Here is a 22,515-nt window from a genome sequence, read left to right on the forward strand (position 1 = left end):
TTCAGGTTGATGGTTCACCGGTGGGAAGGGACCGGGCCATGCCACGGCCTGTCTGCAAGGACGACCAGGATCCACTCGGTCTCCTTCCCACTTCAAACCATACACGGGAATCAACACACAGGATCCTCGGGTCTGCGCCGCGTCGCTTCGCTCCTTGCTCCGCCCGTGGATGACGACGCGGAGGTAGCCCCTCCCGATGACCTGTGCAGACTCGGACCAAGGTCGTCAGATCACGACAGCTTCGCGATAATCGCCCGCAGCGCTTCCCCAAACCGGTGCACCTCCTCGACCGTGTTGTAATGCACCAGCGAGGCGCGGATGGCGCCGCTGTCCATGGAAAGGTTGAGCCGCTTCATCAGCCGCGGCGCATACATGTGGCCGTCGCGGATGCCGATCCGGACGGCGGCCATCTCCTCGACGATCCGCTGCGGCGACAGATTGCCGATGTTGAAGCAGAAGGTCGGCACGCGCTCGTTGATGCGGTCTTCCTCGGCGACGCCGTAGATGGTGGCGCCGCACGCCTTCAACACCTTCAGCATCTCGCGCGCCAGCATCAGCTCATAGTCGCGGATGGCGTTCATGCCGGCGACGATGTTGTCGCGGCGCGAGCGGTTGTTCTGGGCCAGGAAATTGCGGCCGACCGCTTCCAGATAGCGCACGGCCGCGTCCATGCCCGACACGTTCTCGTAGATGAAGGTGCCGGCCTCGACCTTGTAGGGGGGCTCGTCGGGAATGAAATCCTCGCGGAAGGTCGGCAGCCGCTTCAGCGTTTCGAAGCGGCCCCAGAGGAAGCCCATATGCGGCGAGAAGTTCTTGTAGCCGGAGCAGACCAGATAGTCGCAGTCCCAGGCCTGCACGTCGATCAGCCCATGCGGGCCGTAATGCACGCAGTCGAGGAACACTTCCGCGCCCGCCGCATGCGCGATCTTCGCCACCGAAGCGACATCGACGATCGAGCCGATCGAATGCGCCGTCACCGTGCAGGCGACGAGGCGGGTGCGGTCCGACATCAGCGGCTCGAGGTCGTCGACATGGAGGTTGCCGTCCTCGCGCATGCGCCACCATTTGAACTTGGCGCCGGCCTGTTCCAGCGCCAGCCACGTGGCGATGTTGGCATCATGATCCATGTCGGTGACGACGATCTCGTCGCGTTCCGAAAGCATCTGCCCGATGCCGAGGCTGACGAGGCGAATGAACGAGGTGGCGTTCATGCCGAAGCAGATTTCGGACGGGCTGTAGGCATTGATCAAAAGCGCCACGCTTTCGCGCGCCTCGGCGACCGACTGATCGACGGTGACGCTGCGGCCATAGCGGCCACCGCGCTGGACGTTGTGCCCGACCAGGTGATTGGTCACCGCCTCGAGCACGCTTTGCGGTATCTGGGCTCCGGCGGCGTTGTCCATGAAGATGAAGTCGCCGGCCTGCCGGAGTGCGGGAAACATGGCGCGGATCTTCTCGACCGGGAACGCAGCGGCGCTCTCCTGCGCTTTCGAAACTTGGTGCTGGTTCACGGGAGTCTCCTTCAGGTCGTCGATGTCAGTTCGAGAGGAGGTTAGCGCGCGCCGGACCGGGCCTTGCCGCGCTCTTCGAGGTAGCCGACCAGCCGCACCAGCGGCCACAGGAAGGCGAGATAGATGATCGCCGCGCCGATCAGCGGCGTCGGGTTGGCCATCAGCGCCTGCGCGTCCGTCGCCTGCTTCAGGAGGTCGGGCATCGCCACGACAGAGGCGAGCGCGGTGTCCTTGAACACGGAGACGCAGTTACTGGTGAGCGGCGGAATGACGACGCGGATCGCCTGCGGCAGCACCACCTTGCGCATGGCGACCCAGAACGGCAGGCCGAGCGCGGCAGCGGCCTCGAACTGGCCCTTCGGGATGTTCTCGATGCCGGCGCGGCAGACTTCCGCGGTGAAGGCGGCAAGCACCAGCGACAGCGCAAGTGCCGCCGACACGAAGGACGACAGCCGGATGCCGATGAAGGGCAGGGCGTAGTAGATCAGGATCAGCACCACCAGGATCGGCAGCGCGCGGAACATGTCGATATAGAGCGTCGCCAGCCGTCTCACCGGCTTCGGCGCATAGAGCCGCACCAGGCAGATCGCCAGCCCGGCAATGGTGCCGAAGACGATCGCGGCGCAGCCGAGCAGGATGGTGTTGCCGAGCCCGCGGATGAGGATCGGAAACGATCGGACCAGGATGCCCCAGTTGAAGAAGGTATCGATCAGTTCCATCGCTTCACCGTCAAGGCAGCGTCAGACCTTGCGGCGTTCGCGCAGCCTAAGGGGTTGGAGATGAGGAGCGCCGGTCGCCGGCGCTCCTCCAAGGGCGTTTGATTAGCCGGCTTATTGCGGGATCGGTCCGGGCGTCACCGTGCTGGTCCCGGCCTCCGGATCGACGCCGAACCACTTCTTGTGGATGGCGGCCATGGTGCCGTCCTTCTTCATTCCGCTGATGGCGTCGTTGATCTTTTCCAGCAGCGGGTGGCCCTTCTTGGTCATCATCGCGAAGCGCTCGCCGGTCGGGATGCGGACCAGGATCTTCAGCGCCGGCATCTGTTTGATGGCGAACAGGAAGCCGGCGAGCTCGCCGGCGCCGCCGTCGATGCGGCCGTTCTGCACGTCGAGCAAAAGGTCCTGCTGGGCGTTGTAGCTCTTGGTCTCGGCGACGCCGAGCTTGGCGGCGTTTTCCTTCATGTAGGCTTCGCCGGTGGAGCCGGCGATGACGCCGATGGTCTTGCCCTTCAGGTCGTCGAGCGACTTGATGGTGGAATCCGCCTTGCCGACGATGGTGCCGTCGCTGTCGTAATAGGCCTGGGTGAAGCCCTGGTTCTGCAGCCGCTCCTTGGTGACCGAGATTGACGACACGGCGAAGTCGATACGGCCCGAAGCCGTTGCCGCGAACAGCGCCTGGAAGCCGAGGTCCTGGAACTCGACCTCGGCACCGAGTCGCTTGGCGACATCATTGGCGACGTCGATCTCAAAACCCTCGAAACCGCCGGAATCGGTCTTGTATTCCCATGGCGGGTTGGCCGGATAGGCGCCCACCATGATCTTGTCGGCGAAGGCGGGGGCCGCGAAGGCGACGCCGGCGGCGATGATCACCACAATCAGTCCTAGACGTTTCAGCATTTTTGCTTCCCTCTGGTTCGGTTCCTCATCCGCCCCTTTCGGCGCCCAGCTCCCGGGGCGCCGCAGGCGAGGCGGTGCCTGAATTCAGGATGCGCGGCGCCGCCGCGAGCCGAAATGCTGCTGCAGCCTGGCGATCAGTGTTTCGACCGCCGCCTCTGTCGTGACCATGCCGGGCGACAGCCGCAGCGTCGTGCCGCGCGCATCGCAGTAAAGCCGCTCGTCGCGCAGCGCGGCGACGACCTTCGCCGCCTCGACGTGCTGCGGCAGGCCGAGCATGACGCTGCCGCCGCGCTCGCGGGCGTCGAGCGGCGAGCGGACCGCCCAGCCATTGTCCAGCGCGGCACCGACGATGCGCTCGACGAGCGCCGCGTTCTGCGCGCGGATCGTATCGATGCCGGTCCGTTCCACCCATTCCAGCCCCGGCAGCGAGGCGACGCTCGCGAGAATCGCCGGCGTGCCGTGGTCGAAACGCCGCGCATCGGCGGCATAGGTGAAGGCGTCGAGATCCCAGGAGAACGGATTCGGCTGGCTGAACCAGCCGCGCAGCTCCGGCCGGCATGTCGAAAGAAGGTCGGGAGCGACTTGCAAAATGCCGGCGCCGGAAGAGCCGCACAGCCATTTGAGCGATGTCGAGACGACGAAATCGACCGGCGTCGCGGCAACCGAAAACGGCACGACGCCGATGCCCTGAGTGATGTCGACGCCGACGACGCTGCCCATGGCGCGACCATGCGCGGCAAGCCGCTCGACGTCGCAGCGGTGCGAGGCGGTCGAGGTGACGAAGGTGATGAGCGCCAGCCCGACATCTTCCTGCCAGCGGGCAACGAAATCCTCGTCGCGCACCCAGCTTTCGCCAGGCCTTAGCGGCACGGTGTCGAGCGTGAAGCCGAAACGCTCGGCAAGCCCGTCGAGCAGGAAATGCAGGCTCGGAAAACAGTCGGCGGCGACCAGCAGCCGCTTCCCCGCCAGCCGCTCGGTCGGCAGGGCGCCGATCAGGCTGTAGAGCGCTGCGGTGACGTTCTCGGCCGTGGTGAGCGTACCTTGCGGCGCCTCGACCAGCCGTGTCCAGGCATCGATGAAGCGCTGCCGCGCGGCAAGCGCGGCCGGCCACTGGCCGTCGTCCTCGGCTGACCAGACGCGGGAAAAATCCGCCAGCGCGGCAGCCATCTGCTCGGCTTTGCCGGGGAAAGTGCCGATCGAGTGGTAGAGAAAATAGCCGGACATCTTCTGTCTCGCTCCCTTGTGATCATGTGATCACAAAACGGAGCGAGGATCAATCCTTTAAGGCTAAAGAAAAACGGTAAGGTGACAAAAAGCAGCCGATCGCTTTGGTCCAGCGCGGCCGCGACAGGACTTTCTCGGTCTTTGGGTCAGCCCAACGCTGAGGAAGATCAGGAAGCTTTGCCGAAACCGGTGAAGTCGACCGTCTTGGGCTCTGGCACATCGGGGCAGATGGCGCGCAGCGTGATCTGGGTCGCCGTGATGTCGGCCACCACCTCGTCGCGGGCGCGCGCAAAGTCCTTGTCCTTCAGCGCCGCGATGATCGCGACGTGCCGGCCCGAGGGTTCCATGGTGCCGGCGCGCATCAGCGGCGCGACATGGTTGGACAACAGCCGCATATAAGGGCCGAAGCGCAGCCACAGCGTCTCGATCAGCTGGAACAGCACGTCGGAGCCGGAGGCGCGATAGATGGTGAAATGGAACTGCTGGTTCTTGGCGATCAGCTCGTAGATGCTGCCGTCGCGGCCGATCGCCTGCTGGTCGTCGGTGACCCTTTGCAGCGAGGCGATCTCGGCAGCGGTAAGGCGCGGTCCGCCAAGCTCGGCGGCCAGCCCTTCCACGGCGAGGCGCGCCCGGCAAAGGTCGTCGAGCCGCGCCCGTGTCACCACCGGCACGCAGGCCGAACCGTTCTGCGAGATTTCCAGTGCGTTCTCCGCCGCCAGTCGCCGCAAGGCCTCGCGTACCGGCATGTTGGAGGTGCCGAACGCTTCCGCCAGCGAGGCGATGGTCAGCACCTGCCCCGGATCGAAGCTTCCGACCATCAAGGCATGGCGGAGCTGCTGATAGACGCCATCCTGGACGGTGATGCGTCCCGATACCGGTTCGAAGCCCAGAGCCACGCTTTTGTTTTCCTCCAACAAAGCCTATGCGAAGACAGGTGAAACACGCCGGCCGAAGCAGGCGTGATCATCTGATCACAAATTGTAGGAAGAGCCAAGCCGGTGCGATGCGGCTGTGGCCGCGAACGCCCGCGTTGATCTTGGACGTTAGTCCGGAATAACCGCCGTAGCCTGGATTTCCACCTTGGCCCGGTCTTCGACCAGCGCCACCACCTGCATGGCGGCCATTGCCGGAAAATGCCGTCCGATGATGGCGCGGTAGGCCTCGCCGATCCCTTTGAGGTTGGCGAGATACTCGCCTTTGTCGGTGAAAAACCAGGTCATTGAGGTGATGTGGTGCGGCTCGCCGCCGGCTTCCGCCAGCACCGCGACAATGTTGGCGAGCGTCTGGCGCACCTGGCCGACGAAGTCATCGGTCTCGAATTTGCACGCGGCGTTCCAGCCGACCTGGCCGCCGACGAAAACCAGCCGCCCGCGCGCCGCGACGCCATTGGCGTAGCCGATCGGTTTGGCCCAGCCTTCCGGCTGCAGGATGGTGTGCATGTCTAGCTTCCCCTAATTCAAATTCGGTTCGCAGGGCATGGTGTCACGCGGCTCCCATGACTTGCCTGGCGATCACCACCTTCTGCACGTCGGAAGCGCCCTCATAGATGCGCAGCGCCCGGATCTCGCGATAGAGGCTCTCGACGATATGGCCCTTGCGCACGCCGTCGCCGCCATGCAGTTGCACCGCCTTGTCGATCACTTCCTGCGCCCGATCGGTGGCGAACAGTTTCGCCATCGCAGCCTCACGGGTGACGCGGGCGGCGCCCATGTCCTTGGTCCACGCGGCGCGGTAGATGAGCAAGGCGGCGGCGTCGACGTCCAGCGCCATGTCGGCGATATGGCCTTGCACCATCTGCAGTTCGGCCATCGGCGCGCCGAAGAGTTTCCGTTCGGCCACCCTCTTGATGCTTTCGTCCAGCGCACGGCGGGCAAAGCCGAGAGCAGCGGCGCCGACGGTCGAGCGGAAGACGTCGAGCACCGACATGGCGATGCGGAAGCCGTCGCCGGGTTTGCCGATCAGGGCGGAAACCGGAACGCGGACATTGTCGAACGAAAGCCGCGCCAACGGGTGCGGAGCGATGACCTCGAGGCGCTCGGCAATGCCCAGACCCTTCGTGTCGGCAGGCACGATGAAAGCGGAAATCCCCTTGGCGCCCGGCGCCTCACCGGTGCGGGCGAAGACCACATAGAGATCGGCGATGCCGCCATTGGAGATCCACGTCTTTTCGCCCGACAGCACGTAGTCGTCGCAGTCGCGTACCGCCGTCATTTCCATGTTGGCGACGTCCGAACCTGAGCGCGGCTCGGACAGCGCAAACGCGGAAATCGCTTGACCGGCTCGCGTCTTCTCCAGCCAGCGCTGCTGGTCCGGCGTGCCGAAGAGCGAGATCGCGCCGGTGCCAAGGCCTTGCATGGCGAAGGCGAAGTCGGCCAGGCCATCATGGTGCGCGAGTGTCTCGCGGGTGATGCAGAGCGTGCGCACGTCGAGCGGTGCGGGATTGTCCGGGTCGAGCGCCGTAGGCTTCAGCCAGCCGTCGCGGCCAAGCCTCGCCACCAGCGCGCGGCAGGCGGCGTCGACGTCGTGGTGATCGACCGGCAGGTTCTTCGCGCACCAGGCGTCGAGGCGTCCGGCGAGTTGGCGATGGCGGTCTTCGAAGAAGGGCCACGAGAGGAAGGAACGGTCAGGCATTTGCGCCTCCGCAGTGCTTCGAGCCTTGCGCTCTACGGCGCCCCCCTCTGTCCTGCCGGACATCTCCCCCTCTGGGGGGGAGATCAGACGTCATTGCCGCTTTCGCCAATCGCCTGCGCCGCAGGAGAGGAGCCGGCGCGCAAGCTGCCAATCTCCCCCCTTGAGGGGGAGATGTCCGGCAGGACAGAGGGGGGCGCTGTCCCGCCAAGATCTCCATAGAAGCGTCCATCGCTAGTTCCCTTCGAACACCGGCTTCTCCTTCGCCACGAACGCCTTGTACGCCCGCTCGAAATCGCCGGTCTGCATGCAGATCGCCTGCGCCTGCGCCTCCGCTTCGATCGCCTGGTCGAGGCCCATCGACCATTCCTGATTGAGCTGCGTCTTGGTGATGCCATGCGCGAAGGTCGGGCCGGAGACGATGCGCGCCGCCATGTCGAGCGCGTCGGCTTCGAGCGCTGCCGCATCGACCAGCCGGTTATAAAATCCCCAGCGCTCGCCTTCGGCTGCACCCATGGTGCGGCCGGTGTACAGCAGCTCCGCGGCGCGGCCCTGGCCGATGATCCTCGGCAGGATCGCGCAGGCGCCCATGTCGCAGCCGGCGAGTCCGACGCGGGTGAACAGGAAGGCGGTCTTTGCCTCGGGCGTGGCGATGCGGATGTCGGCGGCCATGGCGATGATGGCGCCGGCGCCGACCGCTACCCCGTCGACCGCGGAGATGATCGGCTTGCCGCAGTTGAGCATCGCCTTGACGAAGTCGCCGGTCATGCGCGTGAAGGCAAGCAGCGCCTTCATGTCCATTCTGACCAGCGGCCCGATGATGTCGTGGACATCGCCGCCCGAGCAGAAATTGCCGCCATTGGGCAGGAAGACCACGGCATCGACATCGTCGGCATAGACAAGGTCGCGAAAAGTGTCGCGCATCTCCGCATAGCTGTCGAAGGTGAGCGGGTTCTTGCGCTCGGGCCGATCGAGCCGGACCTTGGCGACCTTGCCTTCGACCTCCCAGAGGAAGTGTTTCGGCTTGAGCTTGGCCATGGCGCTCATTCGCGTCCCTCCCAATTGCTGCGGAACGATTTCAGCATGCCGGTCAGACGGCGCGCCTCGTCATCGCTGACAGTGCCGAGCAGCTCGCCGACCCAGCTCTCATGCGCGGCGGCGATCGCGGCGAAAGATTTTGAGCCTTCCTCGGTCAGCCGCACCATCGAGGTGCGGCGGTCGCCGTTGCGGCGCGCGCGCATCACAAGGCCTTCCGAAACCAGGCGGTCGACGATGCCCGTCACGTTGCCGTTCGACACCAGCAGGAAGCGCGACAGATCACTCATCAGCATGCCTTCCGGCGACCGGTAGAGTGCCGCCATCACGTCGAAGCGCGGCAGCGTCGTGTCGAATTCCTTCTTCAGCCGCTCGCGCAGCTCTGCCTCGATGGTGCGCGAAGCACGCAGCAGGCGTATCCATAGGCGCAGCCTGTCCTTACCCGGCCCAGTGGACGTCGGTCCGGCTACCATGTCTCGCCTCCGGAGACTGAGATGGCCTGTCCGGTGATCGATCGCGCGGCGTCGCTGCATAGCCAAAGCACCGCCGCAGCGACCTCGTCCGGCTGGACGAAACGCCCTTGCGGATTGATCGCGGCAAGGCTCGCCCGCGCCTCGTCGGCGGCGCGGCCGGTTTTTTCGACGATGCGCCGGACGGACTCTTCCAGCATGTCCGTTTCCACGAAGCCTGGGCACACCGCATTGACGGTAATGCCTGATTTTGCCGTCTCGGCTGCGAGCGCTCGCATCAGCCCGACGACGCCGTGCTTGGCAGCGACGTAAGGCGCGACATAAGCATAGCCTTTCAAGCCGGCGGTCGAGGCGACGAAGACGATGCGGCCCGACTTTCGCGCCAGCATGCCGGCCAGCGCCGGCTTCACCGTCAGGAAGGCGCCGGTGAGGTTGACGTCGAGCGTGCGTCGCCAGTCGGCTAGCGAAATCCTGTGCGCCGGGGCACTGCCGGACATGCCGGCATTGGCAACCACGATGTCCAACGGTCCGCGCGCCGCTTCCGCCTTCTCGTGCAGAGCGGCCATTTCCGCTTCGTCGGTGACATCGGCGGCAATGCCAAAGATGCGGTCGTTTTCGCGGGCCACTTCCGCCAGCGCGGCCTCGCGCCGGCCGCAGATGGTGACGGTGACGCCGGCACCCGCCAGCGCCAGCGCGATCGAGCGCCCAACGCCAGAGCCGCCGCCGGTGACCAGGGCGTGCCTGCCCATGATTGCCGGAGCGGCGCTCATACCTTCAGCCCCGCTGCTGCTTCGCGTTCGGCCAGGCGATAGATCTGGTCGCGCCCGCGCAGATAAGGATCCGGCCATTTGATGCCGCGGTCGCCGAGCGTGACCGCCGCATGCAGCGTCCAGTAGGGGTCGGTGAGATGCGGTCGCGCCAGCGCCACCAGATCGGCGCGTCCGGCCATCAGGATCGAGTTGGCATGGTCGGGCTCGTAGATGTTGCCGACAGCCATGGTCGCCATGCCGACCTCGTTGCGGATGCGGTCGGAGAACGGCGTCTGGAACATGCGCCCATAGACAGGTCTTGCGGCGATCGTGGTCTGGCCGGCCGACACGTCGCAGAGGTCGACGCCGGCTTGATGCAGAAGCCTGGCGATCTCGACGGCATCGGCCGGCGTCACGCCCTCGATGCCAACCCAGTCATTGGCCGAGATGCGCATCGAGATCGGCTTTCCCGCCGACCACACCGCGCGCACCGCGTGGAAGATCTCCAGCGGATAGCGCATGCGGTTTTCGAGCGAGCCGCCATAGTCGTCGGTGCGCCTGTTGGTCAGCGGCGTGATGAACGCCGAGAGCAGGTAGCCATGCGCGGCATGGATCTCCAGCATGTCGAAGCCGCAGCGCTCGGCCATCTGCGCCGAGGCGACGAACTGGTCGCGCACAGCGTCCATGTCGGCGCGGTCCATCGCCTTCGGCACCTGGTTCCCGGGCGACCACGGCACGGCCGAAGGCGCCATCACCGGCCAGTTGCCGGAGGGTAGCGGCTCGTCGGTTCCTTCCCAGCCGAGGCGGGTCGAGCCCTTGGCGCCGGAGTGGCCGATCTGGGCGCAGATTTTCGCCTCGGTCTCGGCATGGACAAAATCGACCAGGCGCTTCCACGCGGCCTCATGTTCGGGCTTGTAGAAGCCGGGACATCCGGGCGTGATGCGCCCCTCGGGGCTGACGCAGGTCATTTCGATATAGACGAGGCCGGCGCCGCCCTTGGCGCGCTCGGCATAGTGAGCAAAATGCCAGTCGGTCGGACAGCCGTCGACGGCCTTGTACTGCGCCATCGGCGAGACGACGATGCGGTTGTTGAGCGCCATGTCGCGCAGCTTGAACGGCGCGAACATCGGCGCGCGGCGCAAGCTTCTGCCGTCCGCGCCGGCCCTGCGCTGGAACCATTCCTCGGCGCCCGCCAGCCATTCGGCGTCGCGCAGTCTCAGGTTCTCGTGGCTGATGCGCTGCGAGCGGGTGAGCAGCGAATAGTTGAACTGCACCGGATCTAACCCGAGATATCGTTCGACTTCCTCGAACCATTCGAGCGAATTGCGCGCCGCCGACTGCAGCTTCAGCACTTCGGTGCGGCGCGCGTCTTCATATTTGCGGAAGGCCGCCTCGAGGTCCGGCTCGGACTCGACATAGTCGGCGAGCGCGACAGCGCTTTCCAGCGCGAGCTTGGTGCCGGAGCCAATGGAGAAATGCGCCGACGCAGCCGCATCGCCCATCAGCGCCAGGTTCTTATACGACCAGCGCTCGCACAGCACGCGCGGGAAATTGATCCAGGCCGACCCGCGGATGTGGTTGGCGTTGGTCATCAGCGGATGGCCGCCAAGATGCTTTTTGAAGATGCGCTCGCAGACCGCGATCGATTCCTGCTGCGTCATCTGGCCAAAGCCGAAGCGCTCCCAAGTCTGCTCGCTGCATTCGACGATGAAGGTCGCGGTCTCGCTGTCGAACTGGTAGGCATGCGCCCACACCCAGCCATGCTCCGTCTTCTCGAAGATAAAGGTGAAGGCGTCGTCGAATTTCTGCGTCGTGCCGAGCCAGACGAACTTGCATTTGCGGGTGTCGATGTCGGGCTTGAAGACATCGGCGAAAGCCGCGCGTGACTTGGAGTTCAGCCCGTCGGCCGCGACTACAAGGTCGTGCGTTTCCATGAAGGGGCGGGGGTCGGAGACATCGGTCTCGAACATCAACTTGATGCCGAGCTCGCGCGCCCTGCGCTGCAAAAGGATCAGCAGCCGCTTGCGGCCGATGCCGCAGAAGCCATGGCCGGAGGATACCGTGCGCACGCCGTCATGGATGACGGCGATGTCGTCCCAATAGGCGAAATGCTTCTTGATCCAGACCGCGCTGACCGGGTCGTTCCTGGTCAGGTTGTCCAGCGTTTCGGCCGACAGCACCACGCCCCAGCCGAACGTGTCGTCCGGGCGGTTGCGTTCATAGACTGTCACCTCATGCGCGGCGTCGCGCAGCTTCAGCGAGATGGCAAAGTAGAGCCCGGCCGGTCCGCCGCCGAGAACCGCAACCTTCATGTCTTGCGATCTCCTCTTCGCATCGGGAGTCGCCGGCAAGGCCAGGCGATCCCGACTGTCAGTATCGCGCCTTCCGGAAATTATTTCAAGCTTAAAGTTTTATAGTTGAACAATTCCTGGACGCATCGCGGGAACCGGTCACTTGGCCGGATCCTTGGGGCTCCACAGCACCGTTTCGGCGCCCTTCTCGTAAGCCATGCCTTGCGGATAGCTGATCGCTTCGAGCTGCAGTCCCCACGGCGCCTGGAAGTAAAGGATGGTCTGGCCGGCGGCCGGCCCTTCCTTGACCGGCAATGGTCCCAGCCTGGTCTTCACGCCCTTGGCGTCGAGATAGGTCTTCGCCGCGGCGACGTCGTCGACATAGAAGGCGATGTGGAAGCCGCCGATGTCGCTGTTCTTCGGCTGCAGGTCCTTCTGGTCGGGCGCGGTGTATTTGAACAGCTCGATGTTCGAACCGGTGCCGCAGCAGACCATGGTGATCTCCTCGATCACCGCCTTCGGATCGACGCCGAGCAGGTCTTGCATGAAGGTGCCCTTGTCGTCGGCGAACGGGCCGAACGACATCGCCTTCTTGCATCCGACCACGCCGGTGAAGAAGTCGACGGCCTGCTTCGTGTCGGGCACGGTGATGCCGGTATGGTCGTGCCCACGCATGCCGGGGATCGAATCGGCCGAGGCCGCTCCCATCGAGCCGAACAGGATTGCGGCGAGCATCGCGCCGCCTGCTGCGTAGTTCATGTCACCCTCCATTGGCGGGCTGACTTTGCTTCCCTGCACATCCGAGGCCCGCTGTTCGGCGTGCGGACAGGTCAAGCTTTTCTCATGCCGGCGCCTTCGCGGACGGCTCCAGCCAGTCCGCGTCGATCTCGGGCAGCGGAATGGCGGCGAGCAGGTCGCGCGTATAGGCCTCCCTGGGTTTGTCGAACAGCGCGTCGGTGGCGCTCGATTCGACGATCCTGCCCTCGCGCATGACGATGACCTGCCGGCAGAGCCGCCGGATCACCGACAGATCATGGCTGATAAAGGCGACCGTCAGGCCCATCTCGGCCGCCAGCTTTTCGAGCAGCGTCAGGATCTGCGCCTGCGTCGAGACGTCGAGGCCGGAGACGATCTCGTCGGCCAGCACGAATTTCGGCGACAAGGCCAGCGCTCGCGCGATGCCGACGCGCTGCCGCTGGCCGCCCGACAGCTCGTGGCGATAGCGGCCGGCGAAATTCTGCGGCAGGCCGACGCGCTGAAGGGCCTCCGCGACGCGCTCCTTCAGCCTGTCGCCAAGCCCGTTCTGCCTCAAGGGTGCTGCGATGATGTTGAAGATCGTGTGCCGCGGATTGAGCGAGGACATCGGATCCTGGAAGATCATCTGCAGGTCGCGCCGCAGCGGCCTCAGCTCTGCCTCCGACAGATGGCTGATGTCGCGTCCTTCGAAGTGGATGGTCCCCGAACTCGGCTCGATCAGCCTGACCAGCGCGCGGCCGAGCGTCGACTTGCCCGAGCCGGATTCGCCGACGATGCCGGTGACCGAACCCTTCGGCAGGTCGAAATCGAGACCCTTGAGGATTTCCGCAAGCGGCGCCCGGCCGATCAGCGGTTTGCGCGTCATGTCGGGCAGCACCACTTTCAGCCCGCGCACGGAAAACAACGGCTCAGTCATGGCTGGGCCTCCATGCCTTGTCGGCGGCGGCGATCTCTGCAGAGAGCCCCGCGAGCACGGTTTCGTCCACCGGCTTCAGCGAAGCGTAGGGATCGGTATAGCGCGGCGTCGCCGCGATCAGCGCCCGCGTGTAAGCGTGCTGGGGCGCTGCAAAGAGATCGGCGGTCTCGGCCTCCTCGACCACCTTGCCGGCATAGAGCACCGACACCCTCTGGCTGATCTTGGCGACGACGCCGAGATCATGGGTCACGAACAGGATCGCGGTGCCGTGGTCACGCTGCAATTGCGCGATCAGCCGCAGGATCTGCTTCTGCACGGTCACGTCGAGAGCCGTCGTCGGTTCGTCGGCAACGATCAGCCTGGGTTCCGCCGCGAAGGCCGCCGCGATAAGAACGCGCTGGCGCATGCCGCCGGACAGCTCATGCGGATAGCTCTTCAGCACCCGTTCCGGATCGCGGATTTGCACTTCATCGAGCAATCGCCGGATGCGCTTGTCGGCCCTCTCGCCGCTCCAGCCGAGGATGCGCACCAGCCGGTCGGTCGTCTGCGGGCCGATGCGGCGCGACGGATTGAGCGCGGTCAGCGGATCCTGCGGGATCAGCGCCGTGCGCGCGCCGATCAAGGCCCGCCGCGCCTTCGCATCGAGGCGGCCGAGGTCCGCGCCTTCGATCAGCATCTCGCCTTCCACGATGCGCACGCTGCTCGGCAGGACGCCGAGCACGGCCTTGCCGATCATCGTCTTGCCGGCGCCGCTCTCGCCGACCAGCGCCCGCACCTCGCCCGGCTGGACGCTGAGCGAGACCGAGCGCAGCACGCGCTGGCCGTTGGGCAGCACCGCGCTCAAGGAGCGGATGTCGAGGCATGGTTCCATGTTGGCGCTCATCGCAGCACTGGATCGAAGCGTGCCTTCAATCCTTCGCCGAACTGGCTGAAGGAGAGCACGGTGAGTATCAATGTGATCAGCGGGAACACCAGCACCCACCAGGCCTGATGGATCGACAGCCGGCCTTCGGCGATGATGCCGCCCCAGGTCGGATCGTCGGTCGAGATCGACAGATTGACGAAGGACAGGATCGCCTCGACGATGACGGCGATGCCCATTTCGAGCGACAGCAGCGCCACCACCGAAGGCAGCACATTGGGCAGCACCTCGCGCAGCATGATGCCGATGCGGCCATAGCCGGCGATGCGCGCGCTTTCGACATAGTCCATGCGCGCCTGGCTCATCGCCTCGGCGCGGATCACCCGGCAGAAGCGCGTCCAGTCGATGATGGCGATCGCGATGACGACGGAGCTGAGGCCCGTGCCCAGAACGGCCACCAGGAGGATCGCGAACAGCACCGGCGGGAACGCCATCCAGACATCGACGATGCGCGAGATGATGCGGTCGGCCCAGCCGCCGAAATAGCCGGCGATCAGCCCGAGCGCCGAGCCGATGAGGCAGGCCGACGTCGCCGCGGCGAAGGCGACGATGAAGGCGATGCGGCCGCCGAAGATCAGGCGCGACAGCAGATCCCGGCCGAGGCTGTCGGTGCCCAGCCAATAGCCTGGCTCGGCTCCGTCGAGCCAGAAGGGCGGCAGCCGCTCCAGCATCAGGTCCTGCGCCAGCGGGTCCTGCGGCGCGATCAGCGGCGCGAAGATCGCCGCGGCGAGCGCAATGAGCAGCCACCCGCCGGCCAGCCACAGTCGCGGGCTCAACCCGCGTCTTGAGATGCGCGCCTCATCCATGGCGCAGCCTTGGATTGAGCAGCGCATACATCATGTCGACGGCCAAGTTGATCAGCACGAAGAGCAGCGCGAAGACCAGCACGATGCCCTGGATCAGCGGCAGGTCGCGGTTGATCACGGCGTCGATCGCCATATTGCCGAGGCCCTCATAGGAGAACAGCCGCTCGACGATGACGGTGCCGCCGATCAGGAAGGTGAACTGCACGCCGACCAGCGTCAGCGTCGGCAGCGCCGCGTTCTTCAGCGCCTCGCGCAGGATGACCTGCGTTTCGGAAAAGCCCTTGACCCGGGCCAGCACGACATAGTCGAGATCGAGCACTTCCTTCAGCGACTGCTTCAGGAGCTGCGCGATGATCGCCGCCAGCGGCAGCGCCAGCGCGATCGCCGGCATTAGCATGTGCTTGATGAGATCCCAGGTGAGATCGATGCGCAGTCGCAGGATGCTCTCCACGAGGTAAAACTGGGTGACGAAGGGCAGGTCGAGCTGCGGCGACACCCGGCCGGAAATGTCGAACACGGGGATAAGCACACCGAACAGCAGGATCAGCACCAGGCCCCACAGGAAGTCGGGGATGGAGAGCGTCGCGCCGCTGGCGATGTCGATGCCGGCTTCGACCGCCGTGCCGCGCGAGCGCGCGCCAAGGATCGCCGCGGTGACGCCGATCGCCACCGCCATCAGCAGCGCCACGGTCGCCAGTTCCAGCGTCGCCGGCAGCCGGTTGAAGACCAGGCCGAGCACGTCCTGGCGCAGCGAGATCGAGGTGCCGAAATCGCCGTGCAGCACGCCGGCGAGCCAGATGAAGAATTGCTGCACGATACCCTTGTCCAGGCCGTAGAGCCCGCGCAGCCGCGCGATGTCGTCGTCGCTGGCGCCGGGCGGCAGCATCATGGCGATCGGATCGCCGGGCGCGACGCGGATGACGACGAAGACGATGACGGCCACGCCGAACAGCGTGACAAGCATCGTCACAAGACGAACGAGGAATCTCTGCAGCAGCATCTGCCAACATGCCCGGATGAAAATGCGCGCCGTCTTGCGGGCGGCGCGCGCGGCAATCGAGGCCGATGGTCAGGCCGGGGTCATCAGCGCCGGCAGCAGCGCGCCGGACACATGCTGCACGACATTGACCTTCTTCGAATGCACGATCGGCTGCGCATACTGGATCAGCGGCAGCACATAGGCCTGCTCGGCGATGTATTTGTCGACGGCCTTCCAGCCGGCGATGCGCTTGGCCTCGTCCTTCTCGCCCCACAGCGGATTGATCATGTCGACAAGGTCCTTGCTGTCCCACACCGAATGCGGGCTCGGGCCGTACATGGCAAAGCCGGTCGAGGTGGTCGGGTCGCCGATCGCATTGCCCCAGTTGTAGAAGGCGGCCGGCGCCAGCTTGTCGGCGGCGCGCAGCTCGTAATGCTTGGCGATCTCGTAGACCTCGATATTGGCCTCGATGCCGACCTTGCGCCACATGCCGACGATCGCCTGGATCATCTCATAGTCCTTGGGCTTGAAGCCCTTGGTCGTCTGGATGGTGAACTTGACCGGCTTCTTGGGCGAATAGCCGGACGCCGCGAGCAGTTCCTTGGCCTTCTCAGGATTGTGCTCGACCTTGATCGATGGATCGAAGGCCGCGTATTCCGGCGTCTCCAGCGTCGCGATCGGCTGGCCGTAGCCGCGCAGCAGCCGCTTGACCAAGAGCTCCTTGTCCACCGCCATCACCGCCGCCTGGCGGACGTTCTTGTCCAGCATCGCCTCGATGTCGTTGAAGAAGACCATGCCGATGTCGGAGACGTTCTTGATCGAGCCGGCGAGCCCGTCCTTGGCGATCAGCCGGTCATATTCCTCGTAAGGAATTTCGAGCGTCACCTGCGAGGAGCCGGATTCGATCTCGGCGACGCGGCTCGCCGCATCGGTGACGAACTTGATCGTCACATTCTCGAAGGCGGGCTTACTGCCCCAGTAGTTCGGATTGGCCTTGAGCCGCAGGAAGGCGTTGCGCTCGAACTTGTCGACCATATAAGGGCCGGTGCCGATCGGCGCCTTCTCGAAACCTTCGGCGCCCACCTTCTCGTAATAGGCCTTCGGCATGATGTAGCCGGTCAGGAACGACATCCACTTGAAATAGACCGGGTCGAACTGCACCACGTCGCCGGTGATCTTGTTGCCGTCGATCTTGAAATTGTTGACGTTCTTCCACACGAACTGGATCGGGTTGCCGGTCTTCTCGTCGCCGGCCCGCTGCAGCGACCACACCACATCCTCGGCGGTGAAGGGCGAGCCGTCATGCCACTTCACGCCGTCACGCACCGTCATCGTCACCTTGGTGCGGTCGTCGTTCCAGCCCCATTCGGTGAGCAGGCCGGGCATGAAGGAGAGATCCGGCTTCTGCGGGATGAACTGGTCGAACACCGACTGGTAGAGCCCCTGGATGGTCGGGTTCACTGCCGAAGGGCCGGTCGTCGGGTCCCAGGAGGGCAGGTTGACGTTGTAGGCGATCGTCAGCTCGTCCGCCGCCTTCGCTGCCCTCGGCAGGCCGAGCGTCGCCGCGCCGATCGCCGCCGCGCCATATCCGAGCAAATCGCGTCTGTTGATGGTCATGGTCGTTCCCCTTGTTGGTTGTCCATTTTTGACTGTAATTGTGCGCGCGGCGTTTTTCATTCGGCAGGTCTGGTGAGCAACCGCGCCTTGTCCATCCTGGAGTTCCTAGGCTCAAATTCCTCCCAGTTGTTGCGCGAGCATGAAGCCGGACCCGGCACCGGTGCCGGCGCCGGGCCATGTCGCGGCGCCGGTGAGGTAGAGGTTTGAGACCGGCGTGTTCCAGCGCGCGAAGCCGCGCGCCGGACGGAAGAGAAAATTCTGCGCCAGATGGTGGCTGCCGCAGATCTGGTCGCCGCCGACGAGATTCGGGTTCTCGCGCTCGAGGTCGAGCGGCGAGAAGATCGCGCGGCCGAGGATCTTCTTGCGCAGGCCGGGCGCGTAGGTCTCGATGATGTCGAGCACGCGTTCGCCATAGTTGTCCTTGACCGCGTCCCAATGAGCAGGCGTGGTCTTGCCGGCGGCATCGCCAAGGATTTCTGCCGGCAACATGCGCACCTGCACCCACAGCACGTGCTTGCCGTCGGGCGCACGCGAGGGGTCGACAGCCGTCGGCTGTCCCACCACGAGCACCGGCTGATCCGGCAAGATGCCGGCCATCGCCTGCTGATAGGTGCGCGACATGGCGTCGAGCGACGGCGCCAGATGCACATAGGCGAACCGGCGAAGCTCGGCGCCGGCGCTCCAGTCCGGCAGATCGTCCAGCGCCAGATGGATCATCATCGTGCCCGGCGCATGGCGGAACTTTTTCACCGCCGCGTCGAATCCGGCGTCGCCGGAGCCATCGGGCAGCAGCTTGCCGGCAAGCGCCTTCGGAGCGACGCCGGCAATGACGGCCTTGCTGGCGACATGGAAATCGCCGGACGCGAGCCGCACGCCGGTGGCCCGGCCGCCGGCAACCATGATCTCGGCCACGTCCGCGCCGGTCGCGATCTTGCCGCCCGCCGCTTTGACCATGCCGGCCAGCGCGTGGATGATGGTGTCGGCGCCGCCCTTGCCAAGCACCATGCCGAAGCTCTGGTTGGCCATCGATTCCAGATAAGGAAACACGGCGCCGCCGGCGATGTCGGGCGCGAAGTCGAGATGCATGCCCCAGGCTGCGAGCGTCGTCCTGACATGCGGCGTCTCGAAATTCTCCTCCAGCCACGCCCGCGGTGACGACAGCAGCAGCCGCCCCGTGTCCAGCGCGCCGACAATGCCCTTCTTGCGCCACAGGTTCCAGGCCGTGCCGGCCAGCGCCTGCGCGCTCATCGGCGATCCGAGCAGGCGGAAAAGATGCTCGGCCTCTCCGGGAAAGGCGCCGACCAGCCGGCGCCAGGCGGCGGCGTCGGCGGCGGAGAAGGCAGCGAGCCGGGCGACGGTCTTTTCGAGATCGTTGCTGACGCCGAACCACTTCCCATCCGGGAAGGCGCTGGCGAAACAGTCGGTGACGGGCGCGAATTCCAGCCCCTGGTCTTTCAATTCATTTGCATATTTCCGGTGGAAGGCCGAGCCGGCGAACAGGCTCAGATTCATCGCGCCGAAATCGTGACGGAAGCCGGGCAACGTATATTCCGCCGTCCGGACGGCGCCGCCGATCGCCTGGCTGCGCTCGAAAACCGCGGTTTTCCAGCCTTTGAGCGACAGATGCGCCGCGCAGGCCAGACTGTTGTGGCCCGCCCCGACAAAGATGGCGTCGAACTCGCTCACGCCCCTCCCCAAAATGCTTTATGCTTAAAGATAATTGCAGATGCATATGTTTTCGTCTAGTAGGATATTAAGGGCCGCAACGAGCCTTGAAGGTCACGAACAAGAGGGAACAGAACCATGGACACGCAAAAACTCCTCGGCGAAGTCGCCGGCCAGCTGCTTTCGGGCGCCATCAAGGTGGTCGATCTGTCGGCGCCGCTCGGGCCCGACACGCCGCTGATCAAGCTGCCGCCGGAGCTCGCCGTCGACACGCCGAAGGTCGAGATCCACGCCATCTCCAAATATGACAAGAACGGCCCGTGGTGGGCCTGGAACTGGCTGAAGCTCGGCGAGCATTCGGGCACGCATTTCGACGCGCCGCAGCACTGGATCACCGGCAAGGACTATCCGGACGGCGCCACCGATACCATTCCGGCGCAGAATTTCGTCGGCCCGGTCAATGTCATCGACTGCTCGAAGGAAGCCGCAGCCGACCACGATTTCCTGCTCACCGTCGACCACATCAAGGCCTGGGAAGCCGAGCATGGCGCCATCAATCCCGGCGAATGGGTGGTGATGCGCACCGACTGGTACAAGCGCAACGGCTCGGAGGCCGAATTCCTCAACGCCAACGAGACCGGCCCGCACACGCCCGGACCGACGGCCGAAGCTATCCAGTTCCTGATCAGCAAGGACATCAAGGGCTGGGGCTCCGAGACGATCGGCACCGATGCCGGCAAGGCCGGCGGCATGGAGCCGCCATTCCCGGCGCACACGCTGATGCACAAGGCCAATCGTTACGGCCTCGCCAGCCTCTGCAATCTCGACCTGCTGCCGCCGAAGGGCGCGATCCTGATCGCCGCGCCGCTCAAGATCGAGCACGGCACCGGCAGCCCGATCCGCGCGCTGGCGCTGGTGCCGGGCAAGTAAGACGAGGCGGCGGTCTTCGGGAGAAGATCATGCTTGTGGGCAACGGAGTGACGATGGGTACGGGATGGCAGCCTTGGAGCGTCAGCGCTCTACGGCGCCCCCCTCTGTCCTGCCGGACATCTCCCCCACAAGGGGGGAGATCGGCAGCTTTGGCGCCCTGTTCAATCCTGCAACGTGGACAATTGGCGAAAGCCGCGATGATCAATCTCCCCCCTTGTGGGGGAGATGTCCGGCAGGACAGAGGGGGGCGCGAAGGAACGCCGTCCCGCGCGATTGACGTCCATTTCTCGACCGCGAGCTGCCAATGACCGCCCCCGATCACATCATCGTCGGCAGCGGCATCAACGCGCTGGTCTGCGCGGCGATGCTTGGCGCCAAGGGAGCCAAGGTGCTGGTGCTCGAGCGCAACGACCGCATCGGCGGCTGCATGCGCAGCGAGGAGATCACTGCGCCCGGCTTCGTCCATGATGTGATGGCGACGACCTTCGTGCTGTTCATCACCTCGCCGGCCTATGCCGCGCTCGGCAAGGACCTTGCGCGGCACGGGCTGGAATTCTGCCACACCGCCACCCCCACCGGCGTGCTGCGGCCCGACGGCAGCCATGCGGTGCTCACCACCGACCGCGCCGCCAACATAGCGGCGCTGAACGCGATTGCCTCCGGCGACGGCGACCGCCATGGCGGCGATGTCGGCGACGTCGAGCGCAATGCCGGGCTGCTGTTCGGACTGCTCGGCGGCGCGCTCTGGTCCTATCCGACGACGAGGCTCATGGCCGGCGAAGCCTGGCGCCGCGGCCCGCGCAACCTTGCCGCCTTCATGGGCGAGACGCTGGTTCCCGCGCGCGGCTGGCTGGAAGCCGGCTATACATCCGACACCGTGCGCGCGCTCTGGGCGCCCTGGGTGCTGCATGCCGGGCTCGGACCGGAAGACGCCTTCTCCGGTCAGATCGCCAAAGTCATCGCCTTTGCGCTGGAGGCGGCCGGCGCGCCGATCGTCAAGGGCGGCGCCAAGAACCTGCTCGCCGCCTTCGAGGCGCTGATCAAGGAGCGCCGCGGCGAAATCCGCGTCAATGCCGATGTCACCTCGATCGTCCAGACCGGCGGCCGAGCCACCGGCGTGCAGCTCGCCTCCGGCGAGACGCTAAGCGCCGCCAAGAGCGTCGTCTGCTCGGTCACGCCGACGCAGCTTTACGGCCGCCTGCTCGGCAAGGATGCGCCGGAGGCCGCCGCGAAAGCGACGAAAGACTATCGCTACGGAAAGGGCAACTTCCAGATCCACTATGCGCTGAACAAGTCGCCGGCCTGGCGCGGCGAGGGCCTCGGCAAGGTGGCGCTGCTGCATCTGACGCCGGGGCTCGACGGCGTCTCGAAAGCCTGCAACGAGGCGGTGCGCGGCCTGCTGCCGCAAGTGCCGACCATCTGCGTCGGCCAGCCGCACGCGCTCGACCCGTCGCGCTGTCCGGAGGGCAAGGCGATCCTCTGGCTGCAACTGCCCGAGGCGCCGCGCGTTGTCAAAGGCGATGCGGCGGGCCAGTTGGAAACACCGGCTGACGGACGATGGAGCGACGCCTTGCGCGAAGTCTTTGCCGACCGGGTCGAGGCGATCCTCGCCCATCACATCGACGGTTTCCGCGAGACGGTCATCGCGCGCCGCGCCTACTCGCCGGCCGATCTCGAAGCGATGAACGTCAACCTTGTCGGCGGCGATCCCTATGGCGGCTCGTCGACCATCGACCAGGCCTTCCTGTGGCGGCCGTTCAAGGCGAGCCGCAACCACGACACCGGCATCCAGGGCCTCTACCACATCGGCGCTTCGACGCATCCGGGCGCCGGCCTTGGCGGCGGCTCCGGCTTCCTTCTGGCGGGGAGGCTCTGATGGAGCAGAAACTTGCGGAAAAGCGCCAGCGCATCTCGACCCTCGGCGAGATCGGCCTGCAGCAGTTCGCGCCCTATCTGATGAACCGCATCATGGGCCGCTACAACGCCACCTTGCGCGACGACTTCCGCAAGCAGGGCCTGACCATCCCGCAGGTGCGCACGCTGGCCGTGCTGTCGATCACCGACGGCGTCACCGTCAACGACCTATCGGTCTACACGGTGATCGAGCAGTCGACCTTGAGCCGCACGCTCGACACGCTGGAAGGCCAGGGCCTCGTGCGGCGCGAGCAGGGCGTCACCGACAGCCGCATCCGCCACGTGTTCCTGACCGACGACGGGCGGGCGCTCTTCACCCGCGCCTGGCCCGCCATGCACGATGCCTTCGAGACGATGTTCGACGGTGTCGACGATGCCGAATATGCCGCGCTGATCGCCATCCTGCAGAAGATGCTGAAGAACATCCGCAAGCACGACATTTGAGTTTGACATACGCGCCGCCCCCTCCGGCAACGGACAGGCGGC

Annotated in this window: 21 protein-coding genes; 3 read left to right on the top strand and 18 right to left on the bottom strand. The window is 65.4% G+C overall.

Annotated elements, in window-relative coordinates; all coding sequences use genetic code 11:
- Positions 1-230: 230 nt before the first annotated feature.
- The 18 genes from EN874_RS24720 to EN874_RS24805 form a co-directional block, all read right to left on the bottom strand.
- Positions 231-1,511 carry a cysteine desulfurase-like protein gene (locus EN874_RS24720; protein WP_127427573.1) on the bottom strand — a complete coding sequence of 427 codons (1,281 nt, stop codon included), beginning with the start codon at positions 1,509-1,511 and terminating at the stop codon, positions 231-233.
- 41 nt (positions 1,512-1,552) lie between these two features.
- Positions 1,553-2,230, bottom strand: coding sequence for an amino acid ABC transporter permease (locus EN874_RS24725; protein ID WP_127427574.1), 678 nt, complete (start codon positions 2,228-2,230; stop codon positions 1,553-1,555).
- A gap of 111 nt (positions 2,231-2,341) precedes the next feature.
- Positions 2,342-3,127, bottom strand: a complete 786-nt coding sequence (locus tag EN874_RS24730) for an ABC transporter substrate-binding protein (RefSeq protein ID WP_127427575.1) — start codon at positions 3,125-3,127, stop codon at positions 2,342-2,344.
- A gap of 84 nt (positions 3,128-3,211) precedes the next feature.
- Positions 3,212-4,351, bottom strand: a complete 1,140-nt coding sequence (locus EN874_RS24735) for an aminotransferase class V-fold PLP-dependent enzyme (RefSeq protein ID WP_127427576.1) — start codon at positions 4,349-4,351, stop codon at positions 3,212-3,214.
- Positions 4,352-4,518: 167 nt separating this feature from the next.
- Positions 4,519-5,247, bottom strand: coding sequence for a GntR family transcriptional regulator (locus EN874_RS24740; RefSeq protein WP_127427577.1), 729 nt, complete (start codon positions 5,245-5,247; stop codon positions 4,519-4,521).
- Between the two features lie 147 nt (positions 5,248-5,394).
- A complete protein-coding gene (locus EN874_RS24745; RefSeq protein ID WP_127427578.1) occupies positions 5,395-5,790 on the bottom strand; it encodes a RidA family protein in 396 nt (131 codons plus the stop codon).
- Positions 5,791-5,833: 43 nt separating this feature from the next.
- Positions 5,834-6,982, bottom strand: a complete 1,149-nt coding sequence (locus tag EN874_RS24750) for an acyl-CoA dehydrogenase family protein (RefSeq protein WP_127427579.1) — start codon at positions 6,980-6,982, stop codon at positions 5,834-5,836.
- Between the two features lie 231 nt (positions 6,983-7,213).
- Positions 7,214-8,026: an enoyl-CoA hydratase family protein gene (locus EN874_RS24755; protein WP_127427580.1), complete on the bottom strand. Its 813-nt coding sequence runs from the start codon at positions 8,024-8,026 to the stop codon at positions 7,214-7,216.
- Positions 8,023-8,487 carry a MarR family transcriptional regulator gene (locus EN874_RS24760; RefSeq protein ID WP_127427581.1) on the bottom strand — a complete coding sequence of 155 codons (465 nt, stop codon included), beginning with the start codon at positions 8,485-8,487 and terminating at the stop codon, positions 8,023-8,025. Before EN874_RS24760 ends, EN874_RS24755 begins: the two co-directional genes overlap by 4 nt.
- On the bottom strand, positions 8,481-9,254 hold the full coding sequence (locus EN874_RS24765; protein ID WP_127427582.1) for an SDR family NAD(P)-dependent oxidoreductase: 774 nt from the start codon (positions 9,252-9,254) through the stop codon (positions 8,481-8,483). The genes EN874_RS24760 and EN874_RS24765 overlap by 7 nt, the downstream gene beginning before the upstream one ends.
- Entirely contained in the window at positions 9,251-11,545 is a 2,295-nt protein-coding gene (locus tag EN874_RS24770; RefSeq protein WP_127427583.1) for a bifunctional salicylyl-CoA 5-hydroxylase/oxidoreductase, read from the bottom strand. Before EN874_RS24770 ends, EN874_RS24765 begins: the two co-directional genes overlap by 4 nt.
- Positions 11,546-11,683: 138 nt before the next feature.
- Entirely contained in the window at positions 11,684-12,283 is a 600-nt protein-coding gene (locus EN874_RS24775; protein WP_127427584.1) for a VOC family protein, read from the bottom strand.
- Positions 12,284-12,365: 82 nt separating this feature from the next.
- A complete protein-coding gene (locus EN874_RS24780) occupies positions 12,366-13,196 on the bottom strand; it encodes an ATP-binding cassette domain-containing protein (RefSeq protein WP_127427585.1) in 831 nt (276 codons plus the stop codon).
- A complete protein-coding gene (locus EN874_RS24785; protein ID WP_168247594.1) occupies positions 13,189-14,067 on the bottom strand; it encodes an ABC transporter ATP-binding protein in 879 nt (292 codons plus the stop codon). The genes EN874_RS24780 and EN874_RS24785 overlap by 8 nt, the downstream gene beginning before the upstream one ends.
- A gap of 8 nt (positions 14,068-14,075) precedes the next feature.
- Positions 14,076-14,924, bottom strand: coding sequence for an ABC transporter permease (locus EN874_RS24790; RefSeq protein WP_127427587.1), 849 nt, complete (start codon positions 14,922-14,924; stop codon positions 14,076-14,078).
- The gene (locus EN874_RS24795; protein WP_127427588.1) at positions 14,917-15,924 is read right to left on the bottom strand and encodes an ABC transporter permease; all 1,008 of its coding nucleotides are present in this window, start codon (positions 15,922-15,924) and stop codon (positions 14,917-14,919) included. The genes EN874_RS24790 and EN874_RS24795 overlap by 8 nt, the downstream gene beginning before the upstream one ends.
- 69 nt (positions 15,925-15,993) lie before the next feature.
- On the bottom strand, positions 15,994-17,520 hold the full coding sequence (locus tag EN874_RS24800) for an ABC transporter substrate-binding protein (protein ID WP_127427589.1): 1,527 nt from the start codon (positions 17,518-17,520) through the stop codon (positions 15,994-15,996).
- A 111-nt stretch (positions 17,521-17,631) separates the two neighbouring features.
- Entirely contained in the window at positions 17,632-19,206 is a 1,575-nt protein-coding gene (locus EN874_RS24805) for an NAD(P)/FAD-dependent oxidoreductase (protein ID WP_127427590.1), read from the bottom strand.
- Between the two features lie 117 nt (positions 19,207-19,323).
- Between EN874_RS24805 and EN874_RS24810 the strand changes: the two genes are divergently transcribed.
- From EN874_RS24810 to EN874_RS24825, 3 genes are all read left to right on the top strand, one after another.
- Positions 19,324-20,115 carry a cyclase family protein gene (locus EN874_RS24810; protein WP_127427591.1) on the top strand — a complete coding sequence of 264 codons (792 nt, stop codon included), beginning with the start codon at positions 19,324-19,326 and terminating at the stop codon, positions 20,113-20,115.
- A gap of 304 nt (positions 20,116-20,419) precedes the next feature.
- Positions 20,420-21,991, top strand: coding sequence for an NAD(P)/FAD-dependent oxidoreductase (locus EN874_RS24820; RefSeq protein ID WP_127427592.1), 1,572 nt, complete (start codon positions 20,420-20,422; stop codon positions 21,989-21,991).
- Positions 21,991-22,473: a MarR family transcriptional regulator gene (locus tag EN874_RS24825; protein WP_127427593.1), complete on the top strand. Its 483-nt coding sequence runs from the start codon at positions 21,991-21,993 to the stop codon at positions 22,471-22,473. Before EN874_RS24820 ends, EN874_RS24825 begins: the two co-directional genes overlap by 1 nt.
- The last annotated feature ends 42 nt before the right edge of the window (positions 22,474-22,515 follow it).

Source organism: Mesorhizobium sp. M1D.F.Ca.ET.231.01.1.1, from assembly GCF_003999155.2.
In the GTDB taxonomy this organism is placed as follows: Bacteria; Pseudomonadota; Alphaproteobacteria; order Rhizobiales; family Rhizobiaceae; genus Mesorhizobium.